Origin of the sequence: Aeromonas rivipollensis (assembly GCF_010974825.1) — a bacterium.
Lineage (GTDB): Bacteria > Pseudomonadota > Gammaproteobacteria > Enterobacterales > Aeromonadaceae > Aeromonas > Aeromonas rivipollensis.
On sequence record NZ_JAAILA010000019.1, the window covers coordinates 1 to 18,540 of the forward strand.

Genomic DNA, 18,540 nt, shown 5'->3' on the forward strand with positions numbered 1-18,540 from the left:
GGTTTCGGGTTTGAATTGAGCAGTAAATGAGGGACTTAATCTTGTCATTGAACACCTCAAGGAATGGTGGCGACTGTACAACCTAAAATGGTGGCCGGGAGGATTAGACCACTACATGTGGACTTTATAGCGGGCAATGCTGGCAAGGTCTTTGTCAAGCCGAAGCCTAGAACCCGCGGATGGAACCGAGTGATCCAGGATCTGATAGACGAGACGGCCAAGGCTAAAACCATTTTTATAGGGCGTGCGGCTGGCCAATCCACATCTGCTATGCGAGGGAATGGCGTATTGTTCTGTTCGCAGGCAGGTCACTCCAGTTTCTCCCTGTTTGGCGGAGGCGATGATGGCGCGGCCAACAATGTCGACAAAACACCAAATGTACCAGCCGAGTGGAATGGCGATGACAACGGTGGTGGGATATCAATCATCGAGTTTGTGGTGGAACAAGGAGAAGGCTAATGGTTTTTTTATCCAAGGCCTCGGTGGAACTGGCATTACTGGAACAGTTGGGAGAGTTGGAATACAGCATCGCACGCTAGGAGGTCATCGGCCCTGATGGACATCGATCAGAGCGCGAGAGTCACGATGAGAGCGTCCTCAAGGAACGACTCTAAGACGCTGTCGCACGTCTGAGCCCTAGCCTACCACTGGAGAGGTCAAGCAGGACTCCTTGTGCCGCGTGATGCAATCCGAACTGTCATCGTTGCTCGAAAACCGCCGCATCCACAAGCTGATGACAGAAGGTGTGTACGTCCAGCACTACGTGAACAACTGCACTGTGACTGCTGGCAAGACAGCGCTCATCAACGTTGAGCAACCGGAGCAGAACGACTTGCTGGCGGTAAGCCAGTTTGTGGTGATCTGCAGTCAGAATAACCGGCAGCCCGATGTGGCGGTGTTCATAAATGGCTTGCTGCTGGCCATGTTCAACCAGTTGCAGACTTACAAGAATCAGATTCCAGGGTTGTTCAAAACCGACGAGATAAGAGATAACGCTCATTAAGCTACGTGGGAGGTGGGCGTTATCCCTATCTAGATAGCACATGATGATCGCTCTTGTCCCGTAGGTGACAACCCGTGAATCATCGACCACATTGTCCAACAGGGTACGAGATAGTTCCGTACCAGCCAACATCAGATGGCATAGTGGATGGCATATCAAAAATAACGCATAAAGAAAAAGCCCAAGCAATTCAATTGCTTGGGCTTATCATTTGGCGGTGAGGGAGGGATTCGAACCCTCGATACGTTGCCGTATACACACTTTCCAGGCGTGCTCCTTCAGCCACTCGGACACCTCACCAAATTTTTGACTGCCGTTTAACGTGTTCAATCGCCACGTGGTTCGTTGCGCTGCTGCGCTGGAACGGGGCGTAATGTAAGGGATAGGAGCAAGCCGGTCAATCTCATTTTTCATCTTTTGCTATCGTTTGCTCAATTTGCGAACCAACTGACCAAAAAGATGCCGTTTCCTATCCCTTTACGTCAATTTTCAATCGCTTCGTGCAAATGTTCCCCTCTGATAGCCTCCTCCAGCGAGCCGTAGAACTCCAGCTCACCCGGGACAGGACGCACTTTGGCCCGCGCCAGGGTCTTGAGGGGCTGGAACTGCAACTCGGCCACCTTCAGCTGGACGCCCGACTTGGCCATGCGCCTGGCAAATTGCTGGAAGGCAGAGAGCCCGCCGGCGTCCAGGATGGAGACGGCCTCCATCTGCAGGATCAGCGCCTTGTGCTCCCCAACCTGGGCCAGCAGCTCCTCGAAGACCCGCTCGGCGGCGGCAAAGAACAGGGGACCGTTGATCTTGTAGAGCAGGGTCTGCGCCGGCACTTCGCTGGCATATCGACCGTGCTCGGCCAGGTTGTGCAGTCGGGTCATCTTGGCGATTTCACGCATGAACAGCAGGGACGCCAGGATCACCCCGAAGGTGATGGCGATGACCATGTCGAAGATGACGGTGAGGGACAGGCAGACCAGCAGCACCAGCACATCCGAGCGGGGCGCCCGGCGCACCAGATCCACCACCTTGTGAGCCTCGCTCATGTTCCAGGCCACCAGCAGCAGCAGGGCAGCCATGGCGGAGAGCGGCAGCCAGGAGAGCCAGGGGGCCAGCACCAGAATGGCGGCCAGCACCACCAGCGCATGGACTATGCCGGAGATGGGCGAGGTGGCCCCCGCCCGCACGTTGGCGGCGGAGCGGGCGATGGCGGCCGTCGCCGTGATGCCGCCGAAGAAGGGGGCCAGTATGTTGCCAAGCCCCTGCCCCACCAGCTCGCCGTTGGAGCTGTGCTTGCGCCCCGTCATGCCGTCCAGCACCACGGCGCAGAGCAGGGATTCAATGGCTCCCAGCATGGCCATGGAGAAGGCGGCGGGCAGCAGCCGTTCTATGGCCGCCAAATCCCAGACCACGGGGGCGCCGTCCGGCCCGGGCAGGGCCCAGGGCATCACCAGGGTCGGCGCTATGGGGGGTATCCCCATGCCCTGAGTGCCATCGGCCAGGGTATAGCTGAACTTGCTGCCTATGGTGGCCACGTCCACGCCCAGGGCGTGCAGGCCGACCCCCAGGCCTACCCCCACCAGCACGGCCGGCAGGTGACCCGGCACCGGCAGCCGCAATCTTGGCCAGAGCAGCAGCACCGCCAGGGTGGCCACCCCCACCAGGGTATCACCCCACTGCCAGCTGGGCAGGGCATGGGCCAGCGCCTGCACCTTGCCGACATAGGTTTCCGGCATCTCGGGAACGTGCAGGCCGAAGAAGTCCTTGATCTGCAAGGTGGCGATCACGATGGCGATGCCGCCGGTGAAGCCCAGGGTCACCGAGGGCGGAATGTATTCGATGAGGCGACCGAGGCGCGCCATCCCCATGGCCACCAGGAAGAAGCCGGAGATGAGGGTCGCCATCAAGAGGCCCCCCACCCCGAATTGCTGGGCCACCGGATAGAGGATCACCACAAAGGCGGCGGTCGGCCCCGAGATGGAGAAGCGCGAGCCCCCCGTCACGGCGATGACGATGCCGGCGATGATGGCGGTGTAGAGGCCGTGCTGGGGCGGCACCCCGCTGGCGATGGCCAGCGCCATGGCGAGCGGAATGGCGATGATGCCGACCGTGATGCCGGCGATGAGGTCGCGGCCGAAGCGCGCCACGCTATAGGGTTCATCGATGCAGGATTGGCGCAATGCGATAGCCAGCTTCACGCCTTGTAAGGAAGCTTGATTGTGCATGTCTAGGGTAATACCAGAAGAGGGAGACAAAGGCCGGAGTGAACCGGCACCCGATCATCATCAAGGGCCGGCAGAGCTGTCGACGCGGCGATGGTATCCAGAGCAACCATACCCGAGCCGGCCCGATAATTCGATGGGCAGGATCAAGAAATGGCCATTACCCTGCATTATTGTCATCGATAGCTCGCATATCGCCGATTTTCCCAGCCATCCCTGCAGTTATTTGCTCATCGCGAATCAGCATCTTCCCCGCATCCCCCTCCCAACGCCTCAGAGGCAAGTCCATCGGCAATCGGTATATCGCCGATATGCATCACCTCCCCCCTCCATGATCGGCTCATCCATTGCCTGCCCCCTCCAGGCCGGGGCACGCCTTCACGGCCAGCTCAACCGTGGCCGCAGGCAGGGCACCTCAAGCTGCTGATTGTGCTGAAAATAGTCCACAGCGCCCAAGTTTTGGGCAAACGGGCCGAAAAGCCATTTTTCCGTGGAATGGCGGGTTGACACCCGTCCGAGGGATCATTAATATCCGCTCCGTCTCGACGAGACAGGCAATTCCTCCTTAGTTCAGTCGGTAGAACGGCGGACTGTTAATCCGTATGTCACTGGTTCAAGTCCAGTAGGAGGAGCCAATTCCCTCGTAGTTCAGTCGGTAGAACGGCGGACTGTTAATCCGTATGTCACAGGTTCAAGTCCTGTCGAGGGAGCCATCTTCTAAAGCCCAGTCTCAGGACTGGGCTTTTTCGTTTCCCCTGCCCCAGCGCGGGGCAAGGCGAAGCTGCGCGGCCTCCCCTCCCTATCCGCCTCTGCTCATCGCGCCTGGGGCGCTGCCACAAGATGACGCAGGACTACCCTCTCTGGGGTACCAGTCTGGTGCAGCGTCCTTTCCCCTTTGATGACAACGCACTCATCCTTCTGATTTATCAGTATAAAATTACTGATATCGGCCTTCATAGCGACTCAGTTGACTGGCACAGCCCTTGCAATTCCTGACCTCAGGGACGTCACAAGGAGTTGCCTATGCTACCCATCAAGCCGCCCGGACCCGGTTGCTACGACGAGATGTTGCTCGCCAACAACCAGTTTCGCGATCACTACCACGCCTACCTGGCGTGGCTGCACCAAACCGACGAGAAGAGCATAGAACGCAAGCGTGAGGAGGCCGATCTACTGTTTCACCGGGTCGGCATCACCTTCAACGTCTATGGGGATGGCGATGGCGCCGAGCGCCTTATCCCGTTCGACAGCATTCCCCGCATCATTCCCGCCCAGGAGTGGCAGCATCTGGACAAGGGGATCCGCCAGCGCGTCACCGCCCTCAACGCCTTCCTGCACGACATCTATCACGATCAGCGCATCCTGAAGGCGGGGGTGATCCCGGCCGCCCAGATCCTCACCAATGCCCAGTACCAGCCCTGCATGCAGGGGGTCGACCTGCACCGCAACACCTATGTCCACATCACAGGGGTCGACATCATCCGCAACAGCGACGGTGACTACTACGTGCTGGAGGACAATCTGCGCACCCCCTCCGGGGTCTCCTACATGCTGGAGAACCGCAAGATGATGATGCGCCTCTTCCCGGAGCTGTTTCACAACCAGCCCATAGCGCCGGTGGAGCGCTACCCGGCTCTCTTGCTGCAGACCCTGCGCGAGAGCAGCCCGGTGGACAACCCCTGCGTGGTGGTGATGACCCCGGGCCGCTTCAACAGCGCCTACTTCGAGCACAGCTTCCTCGCCCAGCAGATGGGGGTGGAGCTGGTGGAGAGCGCGGATCTGGTGGTCAAGGATGGTCAGGTTCTGATGCGCACCACCACTGGGCTGAAACGGGTGGATGTCATCTATCGCCGCATCGACGACGACTACCTGGATCCCCTGGCCTTCAACCCGGACTCTCTCATAGGCGTGCCGGGCCTGCTCTCTGTCTATCGCGCCGGCGGCGTGGTGCTGGCCAATGCCATCGGCACCGGGGTGGCCGATGACAAGTCAATCTACCCCTATGTGCCGGAGATGATCCGCTTCTACCTGGGGGAGGAGCCCATCCTCAACAACGTCCCCACCTGGCAGTGCCGGGAACCCGATGCCCTGGCCTATGTGCTGGCGCACCTGGAGGAGCTGGTGGTCAAGGAGGTCCATGGCGCCGGCGGCTACGGCATGCTGATCGGCCCCTGCGCCAGCCGCGAGGAGCTGGCCCGTTTTCGCGAGCTGCTCAAGGCTAGGCCCGACAACTACATAGCCCAGCCCACCCTCTCCCTGTCTACTTGCCCCACCTTCGTCGAGGCGGGCATAGCCCCCCGCCACATCGACCTGCGTCCCTTCGTGCTCACCGGCCAGGAGCTGCGCCTGGTGCCGGGCGGCCTGACCCGGGTCGCCCTCACCGAGGGCTCCCTGGTGGTGAACTCCTCCCAGGGCGGCGGCACCAAGGACACCTGGGTCATGGAGGGCAACCCATGCTGAGCCGCACCGCAAGCGAACTCTACTGGATGTCCCGCCACCTGGAGCGGGCGGAGAACACGGCGCGCATGCTGGACGTCACCCAGACCATGTCGCTGATGCCCTCCATCGACGCCGATCACAGCGAGCTGCTGGCCCCCCTCACCATCAGCGGCACCCACGAACCTTTCCTCGCCCGCTACGGCCAGGTGAACATGGAGAACCTGCTGCAATTTTTCTGCTTCGACGAGGAGAACCCGAGCAGCATCTTCAGTTGCCTGCGCATGGCCAGGGACAATGCCCACGGGGTGCGCGGCAAGATCCCGGGAGAGGTGTGGGAGAGCATCAACGCCGCCTGGATAGAGATACGCAGGCGCCGCAAGGCGGGCCTGTCCAGCGGCCAGGCACAGGAGTTCTTCGACTGGATCAAGGAGCGATCCCACCAGTTCCGTGGCGCCACCTACGGCACCATGATGCGGGGGGACGTGCTCTGGTTCCTGCGCCTTGGCACCTTCATCGAGCGAGCCGACAACACGGCGCGCATCCTTACCGTCAAGTATCAGGTGATCCGGGAGGACGAGGACAGCGTGCGCGAGTTCTACCGCTGGAACGCCCTGCTGCGCTCGGTGGGGGCCTACGAGGCGCACCAGACCCTCTACAAGACCCTCTCCCACGCCTCCATCGCCGAGCTGCTGATCCTGCGCAACGAGGTGCCGCGCTCCCTGCGGGCCTGCCTCGACGAGATGGAGCACATCCTGGCCCAGATCGAAGGCAACGCCGGCCAGGCGCCGCGCCGCCTCACCACCATACTCAACGCCCATCTGACCTATGGCGCCATCGAGGATGTGTTCGCCCTCGGCATGCAGGCGTACCTGAGGGACTTTCTCAGCGACATCGGCGCCATCGGCCAGAGCATCCACGCCGCCTACCTGGAGGTATTATGAGACTCATCATCGATCACCAGACTCGCTACCACTATGCCGACGTGGTGCGCCGCAGCACCCAGTACCTGCGCCTGACCCCCCACAGCACGGCCCGCCAGCAGATCCTCTCCTGGCAGCTGGAGCTGCCCGGCGAAGCCACCTGCACCACGGACGGTTACGGCAACATACTGCATGTGCTGAGCCTGGAGTCCCCCCACGAGGGGATCCTCATCCGCGCCCGTGGCGAGGTGGAGATCCGCGACGATGCACAGGAGGACGAAGAGCACTCCCTCATCTCTCCCCTGAGCTACCTGAGGCCCACCACCCTCACCTGCCCAAGCGAGGCCCTGCGCGCCCTGGCGCAGGAGTGCCTGCCCTCCGAGCCGACCCAGGCCGACCTGCAGGGCCTGATGGCGCGCATCCTGGCCCGCATGCCCTATCAGCCGGGCAGCACGGACGCCACCTTCAGCGCCGACGAGGCCCTCGCCTCGGGCAGCGGCGTCTGTCAGGACCACACCCATGTCTTCCTGGCCTGCTGCCGCCACGCCGGTCTGCCGGCCAGGTACGTGAGCGGTTACCTCTACAGCCAGGACAGCAGCCACGTGGCGATGCACGCCTGGGCCGAGGTGTGGATTGAGGCGCGCTGGCACACCTTCGATGTCACCAACCTCACCTGCTCCGCCAACGAACACCTCAAGCTGGCGGTCGGCATGGACTACCTGGATGCCTGCCCGGTGCGCGGTGTGCGCTACGGCGGCGGCTGCGAGCAGTTGCAGAGCCAGGCGCGGGTCACCCGCCTGGATGGGCAGCAGCAATGAGGGCCCAGGAAGTGCTGGCGGGAGCGCGGCCATGACCTATTGCGTCGCCATGTGCCTGCAAGATGGCATCGTCTTCGCCTCCGACTCGCGCACCAATGCGGGGGTGGACCACATCGCCACCTTCCGCAAGCTGCACCTCTTCACCCAGGAGGACAGGGTGATAGTGCTGCAAAGCGCCGGCAACCTGGCCACCACCCAGAGTGTCATCAGCCTGCTGACGGAGGGGACGGGTCTGCTCAGCCTCCCCAGCCTGTACGAGGTCGCGGCCCTCATAGGCCAGACCATACGCACCGTCATCAGCCGGGATGGGGGCCAGCAGCAGGGGCATGTCAACTTCGGCTGCAACATACTGCTGGGGGGCCAGATCCGGGGGGAGCGCCACCGCCTGTTCCACATCTATCCGGAGGGCAACTTCATCGAGGCGGGCCCGGACACCCCCTACTTCCAGATTGGTGAGAGCAAGTACGGCAAGCCCATCATAGATCGCATCATCCAGTACGAGACGCCGCTCCAGACCGCCATGCAGTGCGCCCTCATCTCCATCGACTCGACCCTGCGCAGCAACCTCTCGGTGGGCCTGCCCCTGGATGCGCTCGTCTATTCCGAGGGGAGCTTCTCGGCGGCACAGCTGCACCGCATCACAGAGCAGAATCCCCACTTCCAGGCCCTGCGCAAGGCCTGGGGCGAGGGGTTGCAGCGGCTGTTTCGAGATCTCCCCCCCTTCCCCCTCTGAACGGGCGAGGGAGCGCCATGGCGCTTTCCCGCCCCCCTCTTTCCAGATATTCTGGCTGCCATTCGCTTCCCTCTCGATGGAGTCCCCATGCGCCGCTTCAACTTCATGCTCAACGGCAGCCGGCTGATGATGTTCCCCTTCTATGTCTGCATCCTGGTGTGCGTCGCCCTCTTGATGGTGAAATTTGCCATGCAGCTCTATGTGCTGTGCCGCGACATCATCGAGATCGACTATCTGGATCTCATCACAGGGGTGCTCACCCTGGTGGACTTCGTGCTGGTGGCCCAGATGCTGATCCTGGTGGCCATCTGCGGCTATGTGCAGTTCATCAAGACCCCGGAGCAGCGGGCGGCCCTGGGGGACAACTGGCTCAGCAAGATCAACTTCGCCTCCCTCAAACTCATCGTCATCAACTCCCTGGTGACCATAGCCGGGATCGAAGTGCTCAAGGCCTTCCTGGAAGATGGCACCGGCAACGAGATAGAGATGAAGTGGTCTGTCATCGTCTTCCTGGCCTTCTCCACCGCCGCCCTCATCTACGCCATCACGGAGCGGCTGGCTGATCACAAGTGACCCGGCCCTGATTTCATTCAGGATCTATTCATCAGTGGCCGAATTGATAACTCTTTTCATTACCCTTACCCCATTGTAAACTTGCTCGCCCCGGGCCGAACCGCCCGGGTGCTGGAGCACCTATGACAAGCCTTTCCCTCTCACCGCGACACCTCTGGCAATGGCTGACCTATCACCATCAGGCCGCCGAGGGCTCCCTCTACCTGATGTTCTTCTCCGGCCTGCTGCTGTGGGAGCCACTGACCCCGGTCTGGTCCCTGGCACGCTGGAACCTGTTTCTCCATGTGATGCTCTCCCTCTCCCTGTTTCCCCTGTTGTTTGGCGCCTTCTGGCTCTCCCATCGCAGCCTGCTGAACAAGAGCCGCAAACCCTTTCTGCGCACCACCGGCCGCATCATCGAAGGCTTGCTGCTGGTCTGTCTCGCCAGCGGCCTGTTGCTGGTGCTGCACGGTACCCCGGGGGACAGCCTGGGCAACCTCGCCAGCTGGGCCCACTGGCTGAGCGCACTAGCGTTGACGCCCCTGGTGCTGCGCCACGCCTGGCGCTGGACCATCTTGAAATGGCGCACATGATCTTATGTTGAAGTTGTTGTTATCCCTGATGTTTGCCGCCCTGCTGCTGGCCAGCCCCCTTGCCAGCGCCCAGGAGATGGGCACGGCCATGGTAGCCTATGACGAGGGCGACGCCCCTCGCCTGCTGGTAGCCAACCAGAGCGCCGGCTCCGTCACCCTGCTCGAGCGGGGCAGCGGCAAGGGAATAAAAGAGGTGCAGCTGGGGGGCGATCTGCGCCAGCTGGCCCGTGCCGATGACGGCACCCTGCTGGTCACCGACTACAGCGGCGATCGCCTGCTGCTGCTGGACGAAGATCTCGACTTGGAGAGGGCTATCCCCACCGGCCATAGACCCTACGGCGTCATCTTCGATCCCAAGCGGCGCTGGTTCTGGGTCACGCTGTTCGAATCGGCTCGCCTGCAGGCCTATGACAGCTCGGGCAAGCTCCAGTTGGATGTGACCGTTGCCGAGACACCCCGCGGGCTGGCGCTGACCGACGATGATCGCCTGCTGCTCACCCACGCCATGACCGGCCAGCTCGCCATCTATGATCTCGCCAAGCTTGGCAACGGCGCCAAGGGCGCCGCCTTACCCAAGCCCAAGCTCATTACCTTGGCCGAGACCCATAGCGATACGCCGAGCGACTCTCAGGGATTGCCACGCCTGCTGGACGGCATAGCCCTCTCCCCCGATGGCAGCGAAGCCTGGCTGCCTCATGTGCTGTGGAGTTTCGACCACCCCTTCCAGTTTCAGAGCACCGTCTTCCCGGCCGTCTCCATCATAGATCTCGATGAGGAGCAAGAACGGGTAGACGAGCGCAAGCAGCTCTTCTTGCAGATCAATCTGCCAAGCGTCGGCAACCGCAGCCAGATCGTCTCCAACCCCTTCGCCGCGCGCTTCGCCGCCGATGGCAAGCGGGTCTACCTGACCCTGGCGGGCTCGGAAGATCTGCTGGTGTTCGACTTGTCGCGCAGCGGTAAATCCAACAGCAACCGTCACAGACGCAAGAAGTTCCAGGGGGGCGCCAAGGCGACCCAGCTCTTGCGCCACCTGCCGGGCCAAAATCCGCGGGACTTGTTGGTTGATGACGACCACATTCTGGTGCACAACGCCATGGGGCAGGATCTTACCCGCCTCCATAGCGGCGGCAGCGGCCCCTTCGCCCGGGTCACCGTCGATGTGCCCCACTTTGCCAAACTGGTAACGACGGATCCGCGCCCCGAACCGCTCAAGCGCGGCGAGCGGCTATTCAACCTGGGCAACACCGCCGCCAATGCCCGCTTCCCCATGGCCGGGGACAACTGGATGAGCTGCAACTCCTGCCATCTGGACGGGTTCAACTTCACCAACCGCCATCTGATGGCGGCCCATCGCCAGCAGAACGGCGACAACGCCATCAACGGCCACGCCAACCTCGCCAACATGGTGGCGGGGGACTTCGTCGGCGAATACCTGCGCATGACCCAGCAGACTCAGGGCGGCATGGGCCACGATGGTCGCGATGGGGCCGAGACTGTGGATCCCGCCAAGCCCCAGCCCGAGGTGAAGGCGATGATGGAGGATCTGCACGCCTTCGTCACCGCCGATGGCAACCTCCCCTATCTCGCCAACTGGCTGCGACTCGATGCCCCGCGCAGGGATCCCACCAAGGCGCCGACCACCCATCCCAAGGAGTGGCTCAACTCCGCCTCCTGCCAGAACTGCCACCAAGAGGCGTTCAAGGACTGGAGCGAGAGCAACCACAGACTGATGGGCAACTCCCACCCCTACTACAAGGTGGTGCAGGCGCTGGCCCGCGAAACCGAAGGGGAAGCCTTCGGCCAGTGGTGTCAGGGCTGCCACATGCCCCAGCAGGTGATGACAGGCCAGATGGATCTGCCCAAGGGCTCCCACATGTTCGAGCAGGGGGGCGCCTCGCTCATTGCCGCCCACAAGGCAGGCGAACCCGTGGTGGAGGAAGGGACAGGTTGCGTGCTCTGCCATCGCATCACAAGGCTCGAAGATGCGGGCGGCAACAGCGCCTTTACCGTGAATTTGAAAGACCGCGAGAGCTATGTGTTCGAGGATGCCCCGGGGGGGAGCGCCCGCCACTGGCTGGCAGAGCGGCAGATCAATGCCCGTCCCGCCATGCACAAGGCCTCCTATCAGAAGGATTTCTACCAGGATGCAGCCCTGTGCAAGTCATGCCACAACGAGTTTGCCCCGGGCAGCGGCGCCAATATCGTCAACACCTGGGACGAGTGGGAGAACTCCAGCTTCGCCAAGGCGGAGGATCCCGCCAAGCGGCGCACCTGCATCGACTGCCATATGAACCCCGAGCCGGGCAACGGCGGCGCCCCTGTGGCGGGCCAGTCCACCGAAAACGGCACAATGAAGGCGCGCCTCTATCGCCACAACTTCACCGGTGCCCAGCACCAGCTGGTGGGGTTACGAAATCCAGACCTTGAGCAGGAGAGCCTGGCGCTGCTGCGCTCCAGCGCCACCCTCTCTGCCCGCATCGAACAGGCTGCCGAAGGGCAGCAACTGGTGGTGCGGGTCGCCAACACAGGCGCAGGCCACGCCCTGCCCACCGGGGTGGCCGATTTTCGTGAACTCTGGCTGGAGCTGACCGTCACAGACGCCAGCGGCAACATAGTGCTCACCAGCGGCCAGCCGGTGGAGGGCGCCGTGCCCGAGGACGCGCGGCTGTTTCGCAAAGTATTCGGTGATGCCGAGGGCAAACCGGTGGGGCTCAAGTTCTGGCGTTACGCCAAGCTGCTGGCGGATACCCGCATCCCGGCCGATGGCTGGCGCGATGAAGCCTGGCCGCTGCCGGCGGATGCCAAGGGGCCCTTCCAGGCCGATATCAGACTCAATTTCCGCACCTACCCCAAGTGGGTCAGTGATGCGGTGCGCGCCGCCGAGCCGAGCCTGCCGGCGCCACCCATAGTGCTGCTCACGCGTCTACAACTAAATCGGTTGCAACTCACCCTGCAGCCTCTCCCCGTCACGCCCGATACGGAGCCTCAATCCTGATGTTTGCAAGTTTTCTCATTACCCTGCGCGAGGGGCTGGAAGCCTTTCTGCTGGTGGGCATCTGCCTCTCCTACCTCGCCAAGCTGGGGGCAAGCCGCTACAACAAGTTCATCTATCTGGGGGTGGGGCTGGGTCTTGTCGCCTCCCTCGTGGTCGCCTTCCTGTTCCAGGTGGTGGTGAGCCAGTTCGAGAGCGAGCGTTACAACCACCTCTTGATGGCGGGGATCCTGATCTTCGCCACCCTGGTGCTCACCTATATGGCAATCTGGATGCAAAAACAGGCCAAGTCCCAGGTGGGGGCCATGACGGCGCGCATCGATGCCGCCATCGACGGCGGCAACCTGTTCGGTCTGGTGCTGCTCGCCTTCCTCGCGGTGATGCGGGAAGGTTTTGAAACCGTACTGTTCTTCTCGGCCCTGGTCTATTCCGGGCAAGGGGTGGATCTGCACGAGGGACTGATGGGGGCGCTGGCGGGGCTGCTGGTCTCAGTGGTGCTGGTGTGGGGGCTGCTGCGCTCCACCCGCAAGGTGGCGCTGGCCCCCTTCTTCCGCTGGACCGGGCTGCTGATCATCATCATAGCCGCGGGGCTGCTGTCGTCCGCCGTCAACATGTTGCAGGCGGCGGACGTCATCACCTTCTGGACCACGCCCGTGTTCAACATCAGCCACATCCTCGACGATCAGGGGGTCTTCGGCACCTTCCTGCGCGCCCTGTTTGGCTACAATGCCTCACCCGCCGGCTTGCAGTTGCTGACCTGGGCCACCTATCTGGCCATCTTCGTCACCCTCTGGCATCGCAGCTATCGCCCTCGGGTGCAGGGTTAAACCCGTCCCCGGTTGCAACCCCATTCGGGGGCCGCGCCCTGGCACGGTCCCCTTAGATATCAAGCCGTTTCGGAACACTCATGAGCGACAACAACAAGAAGATTGCGGTACTGGGTGCCGGTCCCGCCGGTCTGATGGCCGCCTGGCGCCTGTGCCAGGCCGGTTATGCGGTCACCCTGTTCGAGCAGGAGAGCGTGGTGGGGGGCATGTGCGCCACCCAGACCTTCAAGGGGCGCGATGGTGACTATCGCTTCGACTACGGCGGCCACCGCTTCATCACCAAGAACCCCGAGCTGCTCGCCTTTATCGACGAGCTGATGGGGGACGACTTGCTCCACGCCGAGCGAAAGAGCGTGATCCGCTTCGGCGGGCGCACCTATGACTACCCCTTGAACCTCACCAACCTGCTGAGGACTGCCCCCCTAACCCTGATGGCGGGGGCGGTGAAGGATCTGCTGCTGTTGCCTTTTGCCAAGAAGCCGGACGATTTCGCCAAGGCGAGCTTTGCCGAGTGGATCCAGAGCCACTTCGGCCGCACCCTCTATCGCCAGTTCTTCGAGGGTTACACCGGCAAGCTGTGGGGCATCAACCCGGACAAGCTCTCCGCCGACTGGGCCGGTCAGCGCATCAGCCTGATTGACCTTAAAGACGTGGCACGCCGCCTGCTGCCAAGACGCAACGGCAACCTCTCGGTGCGCACCTATGCCCGCAAATACCGTTATCCAAAGTACGGTTTCGGCCAGATCTTCACCACCCTGGGGGAGCGGCTGGTGGCGGAAGGCGTGACGGTCAAGACAGGCGCTACCATCACCCGCCTCGAGCAGGTCGATGGCCGGATTGAACGGGTCTATTGGTCACAAGATAACGTTGAGCAGTGCGAGCACTTTGATCAGGTGATCTCCACCCTGCCGCTGCCGCTCACCTGCCAGCATCTGGGCTTGCCGTGCGATCTCCACTACCGGTCGCTTCGCTTCGTCAATATGCCGCTTAAACAGGAGAACCTGTCGGACAACACCTGGCAGTACCTCTCCGACCCCCATATTCTGGCCACCCGCTTGCAGGAGCCACGCCGCCGCAGCCCCTTTATGGCGCCACAGGGCCAGACCTCGGTGATGCTGGAGATCCCCTGCAACCCGGGGGATGCCACCTGGCAGGCGCCGCTGGCCGAGCTGCGGGGCCGGGTGACAGAGGATCTGGCAACGCTTGGTGTAGATACCGCCAAACTTGGCGATGAGACCTTCGAGGCGCGAAGCGAGTACGCCTATCCGCTGATGGATCTTGGCTATCAGGCCCGCCGCAACGAAGCCATCAAGGCGCTGATGCCTATAGCCAACCTCATCATGACAGGTCGCCAGGGGACATTTCGCTACATCTTCACCGACACCGCCATGGAGATGGGGATGATGGCTGCGGACATGGTGATCGACGGGGTGGACAGACGCCACGCCATCTTCAATCATCGCAACGAAAATACCGTGATCGAAACCCAGAGCGTGGCGTAGCAACAGGAACAACCCCCTCCCGACCTCCCTCTTCGAAAGGGAGAGGTGCTTTACCGACGTTGTCAGCAACGCGATTTGCTCCCTCCCCTGACAGAGGGAGGGTCGGGGTGGGGTCCAACGAATCAGGACTGGCGCCATGCCGTCAGGACAAATCAACAAGGAGAACAGGATGACCATACGCCCGGGTTTACTCGCCCTCACCCTGCTGCTGACCCTGAGCGGCCAGGTGCAGGCTTACTCCTACGCCGCCGCCGGCAAGGAGCCACTGATCGATGCGCGCGAAGCATTGCTTGGCGCCGCCAGTGAAGGCAAGGATGCCAGCGCCACCTTGAGCGAGATTGCGGACGAGCTTACCTATCTGGAAGAGCACCACAAGGTGACACTGCAAGCGCCCCTGGCCGCCGCCATCAAGGGGAAAGATGCCGCCGCCACCGCCGCCCTGCTCAACCGAGCCTATAAAGCGGAGATAGAGCGTCGCCTCGAGGGGGCCGGGCAGAACCTCGGCGACTACCAGAGCGCCAAGGTGCTGGTGGTCAAGAGCAAGCGCTTCCTCGATTTGATCCTCCCCTCCCTCAGCGAAGGGGATCGCAAGGCCGCCGAACAGGCGCTGGCCAGGGTGCTGGATGCCATCGGCAACCCTGGGGTATTCGGGGTGGGGGCCAAACCCGCCGATGCTGCCGCCTTCGCAGAAGCCGAGAAAGCGCTGATGGCCGTGCTGGCGCCGCTCTGATGACATTTCATCGATGATGACGGCCCCCCTCATCCCCGGCCCTTCTCCCGCAAGGGGAGAAGGGGGGCGTCACTACGGCCGATTACGCTTCGCTAATCGACCCTACTTGCTGATCCTTCTGCAACTGGTCTGGACGGGCTGGCTATTTACCTTCCCTGTGGCCCTCGATTCCGACGATGCCCTGAACTTCGCCCACGGGGTGGTGCGCTTTAGCGTGCTGGAGTTCTCCCCCCACTTTCCGGGCTACCCCGCCTTTATCTGGCTGGCGCGGCTCATCAATCTGGCGGTGGACGATCCCGCCGCTGCGGTGCAGTGGGCGAGCCTTTTGGGCACAGCGCTGATAGCGCCGCTCGCCGCCTTGCTGGCGGTGAGATTGTGGCAGCGACCAAGCCTGCTCGCCCCCGTCTGGCTGCTGGTGCTGGCCCTGCCGCTCACGCCGACGCTGGCCCTCTCCGGCCTCTCGGACGGGCCCGCGCTCGCCGCCTGGCTCGGGACGCTGCTGGCCTTGCAGAATCGCAAACCAGCGCTGGCCGGTCTGCTGCTGGGACTCTTGCTGGCGCTTCGCCCCTCCTACTTAGTGCTGGCCCTGCTGCCGCTCTGGCTCGGGATAGAGCACAAGGGTGAGCGGCGTAAGTTTCTGCTGCCCATCGCTTTGGTAGGGCTGATAAGTCTGCTCTTTGTCTGGCAGGCCGATGGCTGGGCCTATTTTGGCGAGGGGCGGCGCTTTACCGACGGCCACTTCACCCTCTGGGGCAACACGGCGGCGGCCCACGGCGATCGGCTGCTGAGCTGGGCACGCACCTTCCATGATCAGCTCACTCCGCTCTGGCCCTTGGCTGTCGGAGCCTTGCTGGTGCTGCCGCTCTGGCAAAGATCAAAAGACCAAGTAGCCGCCCTCTCCCCGCTCTGGACCCTCTACTGGCTCGCCCTGCTGCTCTGGACCCTGTTTGGCCAGAACCCGGACAATCCCCGCCATCTGGCCCCCCTCACCCTGCTCGGCATAGTGCTGCTGGCGGGCAGGCTGCCGCTATGGGGCGAGCGACCTGCCATGCTGGGGGCCCTCTTGCTGCTGACGAACACACTCACGCCTGCGGCGCCGCCCGCCATGGTGCAGGCGGCCATGCTGGCAGAAAAAACCTGCCCGGCCCTGGTGACCCAGTGGGGGGTACGGCTGCTTAGGGAAACCACTGCATTGCCGGTGACCGATGGCTGGTACCAGGGGGATGCGGCCCTTGCGCTCACCCAGGGGGCCTGCCGCCTCAGCCGCCGCTCCATAGCGCAGAGCGAGATGCCGCTCCCCCACCAGGCGCACTGGTTTGCCCCCCGCTTTGGCGCCGAACCCGGCCTCTGGCTCGCCATACCGCGCTGACAGGCTCAGGGCTCTGGCCCAAACGCGTCGCTGCGCCAGCTGACTCGTCTACACTCACTGCGCATGGGCGTGGCAGGGAGAGGATGCATGAAGGGAGGCAAGGAGTGGGCACTGGTGCCCCTGGTTCTGGCGCTGGCCAGTGCGCTCCTGGTGCTGCCTGTCTGGTTGCAGGGGGGCACTCAGGGGCACGATCTGTTCCACCACCTGCTCTCCGGCCACTATTTTGCCCGCCAGCTGTGGCAGGGGGAGCTCTATCCCCGCTGGCTGATGGCCATGAACGGCGGCTTTGGCAGCCCCACCTTCTTCTTCTATCCCCCGCTCCCCTACTATGTCAGCGCCCTCTTTGCCGGCCCCGCCGCCCCCGCCCAGCAGGCCATCTATCCCCTGCTCGGCAGCGCCACCCTGGCGCTGCTGCTCTCAGGCGCGTTCGCCTATCTGTGGCTGCGCGCCACCACACCCCCGGGCCGGGCCCTGGCGGTCAGCCTGCTCTACCTGATCCTGCCCTATCACCTGGCCATGGATCTCTATGCCCGCTTCGCCCTGGCGGAGTTCTGGGCCTTCGCCTGGGCGCCGCTGATCCTGCTTGGCCAGGATCTCGCCCATCGCGGCCTGCGCCAGGGCCTGCCCCTGCTGATCCTGGGGCTGGCGCTGCTGGCCTTCTCCCACCTGCCCAGCCTGCTGCTGATGATGGGTCTGGTCAGCGTGCGCGCCCTCTGGTTCGCCTGGCGATCCCGCACCCTGGCACCCTGCTGGATAGCCCTGGGGGCCCAGGGGCTGGGGCTTTGTATGGCGGCGGCCCTGCTGCTGCCCGCCCTGGCGGATCAGGGGGCCATCTCCATGGAGCTGATGCGCGGCGGCATGTTCGACTTTCGGCGCAACTTCCTCGACCGCCTGCCTTCTGGCTGGGGGGACTGGCGCTTTCGCGGCCACCTGGCGTGGCAGAGCCTGCTGACCCTGGCCTTGCTGCTCATCGCCTGGGCCGCCGCCCGCGAGCCGCGCCACCCCGAGCTGCTCTGCTGGGGGGCGCTCGGAGTGGGAGCCTTCCTGATGATGCTGCCCCTGAGTCAGCCCCTCTGGAGCCTGCTGCCCCCCCTGCAACGGGTGCAGTTTCCCTGGCGGCTCAATCTCATCCTCACCCTGGCCACGGTTGCCGTGGTGGCCCTGGGCACCCCCACTCACCGCCCCTGGCAGTGGCTCTGGTGGGGAACACTCCTGCTGACCCTGATCACCACCCTCGCCTACGTCCGTCACGCCCCCCTCACCCAGGCCCCCACCCGGGAGGCCATGGCCTTCGAGTTCGACAGCAAGCGCAGCGCCCGGGAATACAGACCAAGAATGGTGCCGGGGGGCATGTTCGCCCCGACCCTGCTCGCCTGGAAGGACGAGTTCCAGCCCCCGGTGAGCGCCGAGCCCCCGGGCGCCAGCTGGACAGTGCACCGCTGGCAGCCCAGGGCCCTGACCCTGGCGGTGACGGCGGCCGTGCCGACCCGGCTGGTCCTGCACCAGTATGATTACCCCGGCTGGCAGGCCTGGCTCGACGAGCGCCTGATGCTGACGGTGGGCGCCAATCCCCAGGGCCTGATGCAGCTCTGGGTGCCGGCGGGCAGCCACAGCCTCACCCTCAGGCTGACGGCGCGCTGGCCCGAGCGGGCAGGCAATGCCCTCTCCTTGCTCGGGTGGCTGGGCTGGCTGCTGCTTCTGTGCCACCACAGGGCGAGGCGTCCGGGGCGCTGATCCCGCCGCAGATCTGACCTCAAGGGCCGGGGCAGGATAGACCTGCTCAAGCCTGCCAAAGCTGATAGACTCAACACTCGCCCCTTTTCCCTGCCCTGCCACGACTCGGATA

The 18,540-nt window shown here is 63.3% G+C and carries 15 protein-coding genes and 3 tRNA genes; 16 read left to right on the plus strand and 2 right to left on the minus strand.

All coding sequences use genetic code 11. The features are described 5' to 3' along the window. Window positions 1–189: 189 nt before the first annotated feature. Together G4923_RS12835 and G4923_RS21155 are read left to right on the plus strand one after the other, a co-directional pair. Complete coding sequence (locus G4923_RS12835; protein WP_163137297.1) at window positions 190–459, plus strand: hypothetical protein; 270 nt, start codon at window positions 190–192, stop codon at window positions 457–459. 223 nt (window positions 460–682) lie between these two features. Then, a complete protein-coding gene (locus G4923_RS21155) occupies window positions 683–1,003 on the plus strand; it encodes a type I restriction endonuclease (RefSeq protein WP_204356829.1) in 321 nt (106 codons plus the stop codon). Between the two features lie 212 nt (window positions 1,004–1,215). Here the strand turns inward: G4923_RS21155 and G4923_RS12845 are convergent. Both G4923_RS12845 and dauA read right to left on the minus strand, forming a co-directional pair. Then, window positions 1,216–1,303 (minus strand) — tRNA-Ser (locus tag G4923_RS12845). A gap of 182 nt (window positions 1,304–1,485) precedes the next feature. Next, window positions 1,486–3,222 carry a C4-dicarboxylic acid transporter DauA gene (gene dauA, locus G4923_RS12850; RefSeq protein WP_111912377.1) on the minus strand — a complete coding sequence of 579 codons (1,737 nt, stop codon included), beginning with the start codon at window positions 3,220–3,222 and terminating at the stop codon, window positions 1,486–1,488. Window positions 3,223–3,778: 556 nt separating this feature from the next. On the opposite strand from dauA, the gene G4923_RS12855 reads away from it, so the two are divergent. The 14 genes from G4923_RS12855 to G4923_RS12920 all read left to right on the plus strand — a co-directional run bounded on the left by G4923_RS12855 (window position 3,779) and on the right by G4923_RS12920 (window position 18,428). Beyond that, window positions 3,779–3,854 (plus strand) — tRNA-Asn (locus G4923_RS12855). Window positions 3,855–3,856: 2 nt separating this feature from the next. Continuing rightward, window positions 3,857–3,932 (plus strand) — tRNA-Asn (locus G4923_RS12860). 310 nt (window positions 3,933–4,242) lie between these two features. Then, window positions 4,243–5,679: a circularly permuted type 2 ATP-grasp protein gene (locus G4923_RS12865; protein ID WP_163137298.1), complete on the plus strand. Its 1,437-nt coding sequence runs from the start codon at window positions 4,243–4,245 to the stop codon at window positions 5,677–5,679. After that, a complete protein-coding gene (locus G4923_RS12870; protein WP_106887085.1) occupies window positions 5,673–6,599 on the plus strand; it encodes an alpha-E domain-containing protein in 927 nt (308 codons plus the stop codon). Before G4923_RS12865 ends, G4923_RS12870 begins: the two co-directional genes overlap by 7 nt. After that, window positions 6,596–7,396: a transglutaminase family protein gene (locus G4923_RS12875; protein WP_042648101.1), complete on the plus strand. Its 801-nt coding sequence runs from the start codon at window positions 6,596–6,598 to the stop codon at window positions 7,394–7,396. The genes G4923_RS12870 and G4923_RS12875 overlap by 4 nt, the downstream gene beginning before the upstream one ends. A 31-nt stretch (window positions 7,397–7,427) precedes the next feature. Beyond that, window positions 7,428–8,129 (plus strand): proteasome-type protease, encoded by a 702-nt coding sequence (locus G4923_RS12880; protein WP_163137299.1) that lies wholly within the window; start codon window positions 7,428–7,430, stop codon window positions 8,127–8,129. A gap of 87 nt (window positions 8,130–8,216) precedes the next feature. Next, a complete protein-coding gene (locus G4923_RS12885; protein WP_106887087.1) occupies window positions 8,217–8,702 on the plus strand; it encodes a YqhA family protein in 486 nt (161 codons plus the stop codon). Between the two features lie 122 nt (window positions 8,703–8,824). Then, window positions 8,825–9,274: a hypothetical protein gene (locus tag G4923_RS12890; protein ID WP_163137300.1), complete on the plus strand. Its 450-nt coding sequence runs from the start codon at window positions 8,825–8,827 to the stop codon at window positions 9,272–9,274. Window positions 9,275–9,278: 4 nt separating this feature from the next. Then, window positions 9,279–12,269 carry a YncE family protein gene (locus G4923_RS12895; protein ID WP_163137301.1) on the plus strand — a complete coding sequence of 997 codons (2,991 nt, stop codon included), beginning with the start codon at window positions 9,279–9,281 and terminating at the stop codon, window positions 12,267–12,269. After that, complete coding sequence (locus G4923_RS12900) at window positions 12,269–13,093, plus strand: FTR1 family iron permease (RefSeq protein ID WP_106887089.1); 825 nt, start codon at window positions 12,269–12,271, stop codon at window positions 13,091–13,093. The genes G4923_RS12895 and G4923_RS12900 overlap by 1 nt, the downstream gene beginning before the upstream one ends. 80 nt (window positions 13,094–13,173) lie before the next feature. After that, window positions 13,174–14,595, plus strand: a complete 1,422-nt coding sequence (locus G4923_RS12905) for an NAD(P)/FAD-dependent oxidoreductase (RefSeq protein ID WP_163137302.1) — start codon at window positions 13,174–13,176, stop codon at window positions 14,593–14,595. A 169-nt stretch (window positions 14,596–14,764) separates the two neighbouring features. Beyond that, window positions 14,765–15,325 carry a hypothetical protein gene (locus G4923_RS12910; RefSeq protein ID WP_163137329.1) on the plus strand — a complete coding sequence of 187 codons (561 nt, stop codon included), beginning with the start codon at window positions 14,765–14,767 and terminating at the stop codon, window positions 15,323–15,325. Window positions 15,326–15,431: 106 nt separating this feature from the next. Then, the gene (locus G4923_RS12915; protein ID WP_163137303.1) at window positions 15,432–16,694 is read left to right on the plus strand and encodes a hypothetical protein; all 1,263 of its coding nucleotides are present in this window, start codon (window positions 15,432–15,434) and stop codon (window positions 16,692–16,694) included. An 87-nt stretch (window positions 16,695–16,781) separates the two neighbouring features. Further along, the gene (locus tag G4923_RS12920) at window positions 16,782–18,428 is read left to right on the plus strand and encodes a hypothetical protein (protein WP_163137304.1); all 1,647 of its coding nucleotides are present in this window, start codon (window positions 16,782–16,784) and stop codon (window positions 18,426–18,428) included. Window positions 18,429–18,540 lie beyond the last annotated feature (112 nt).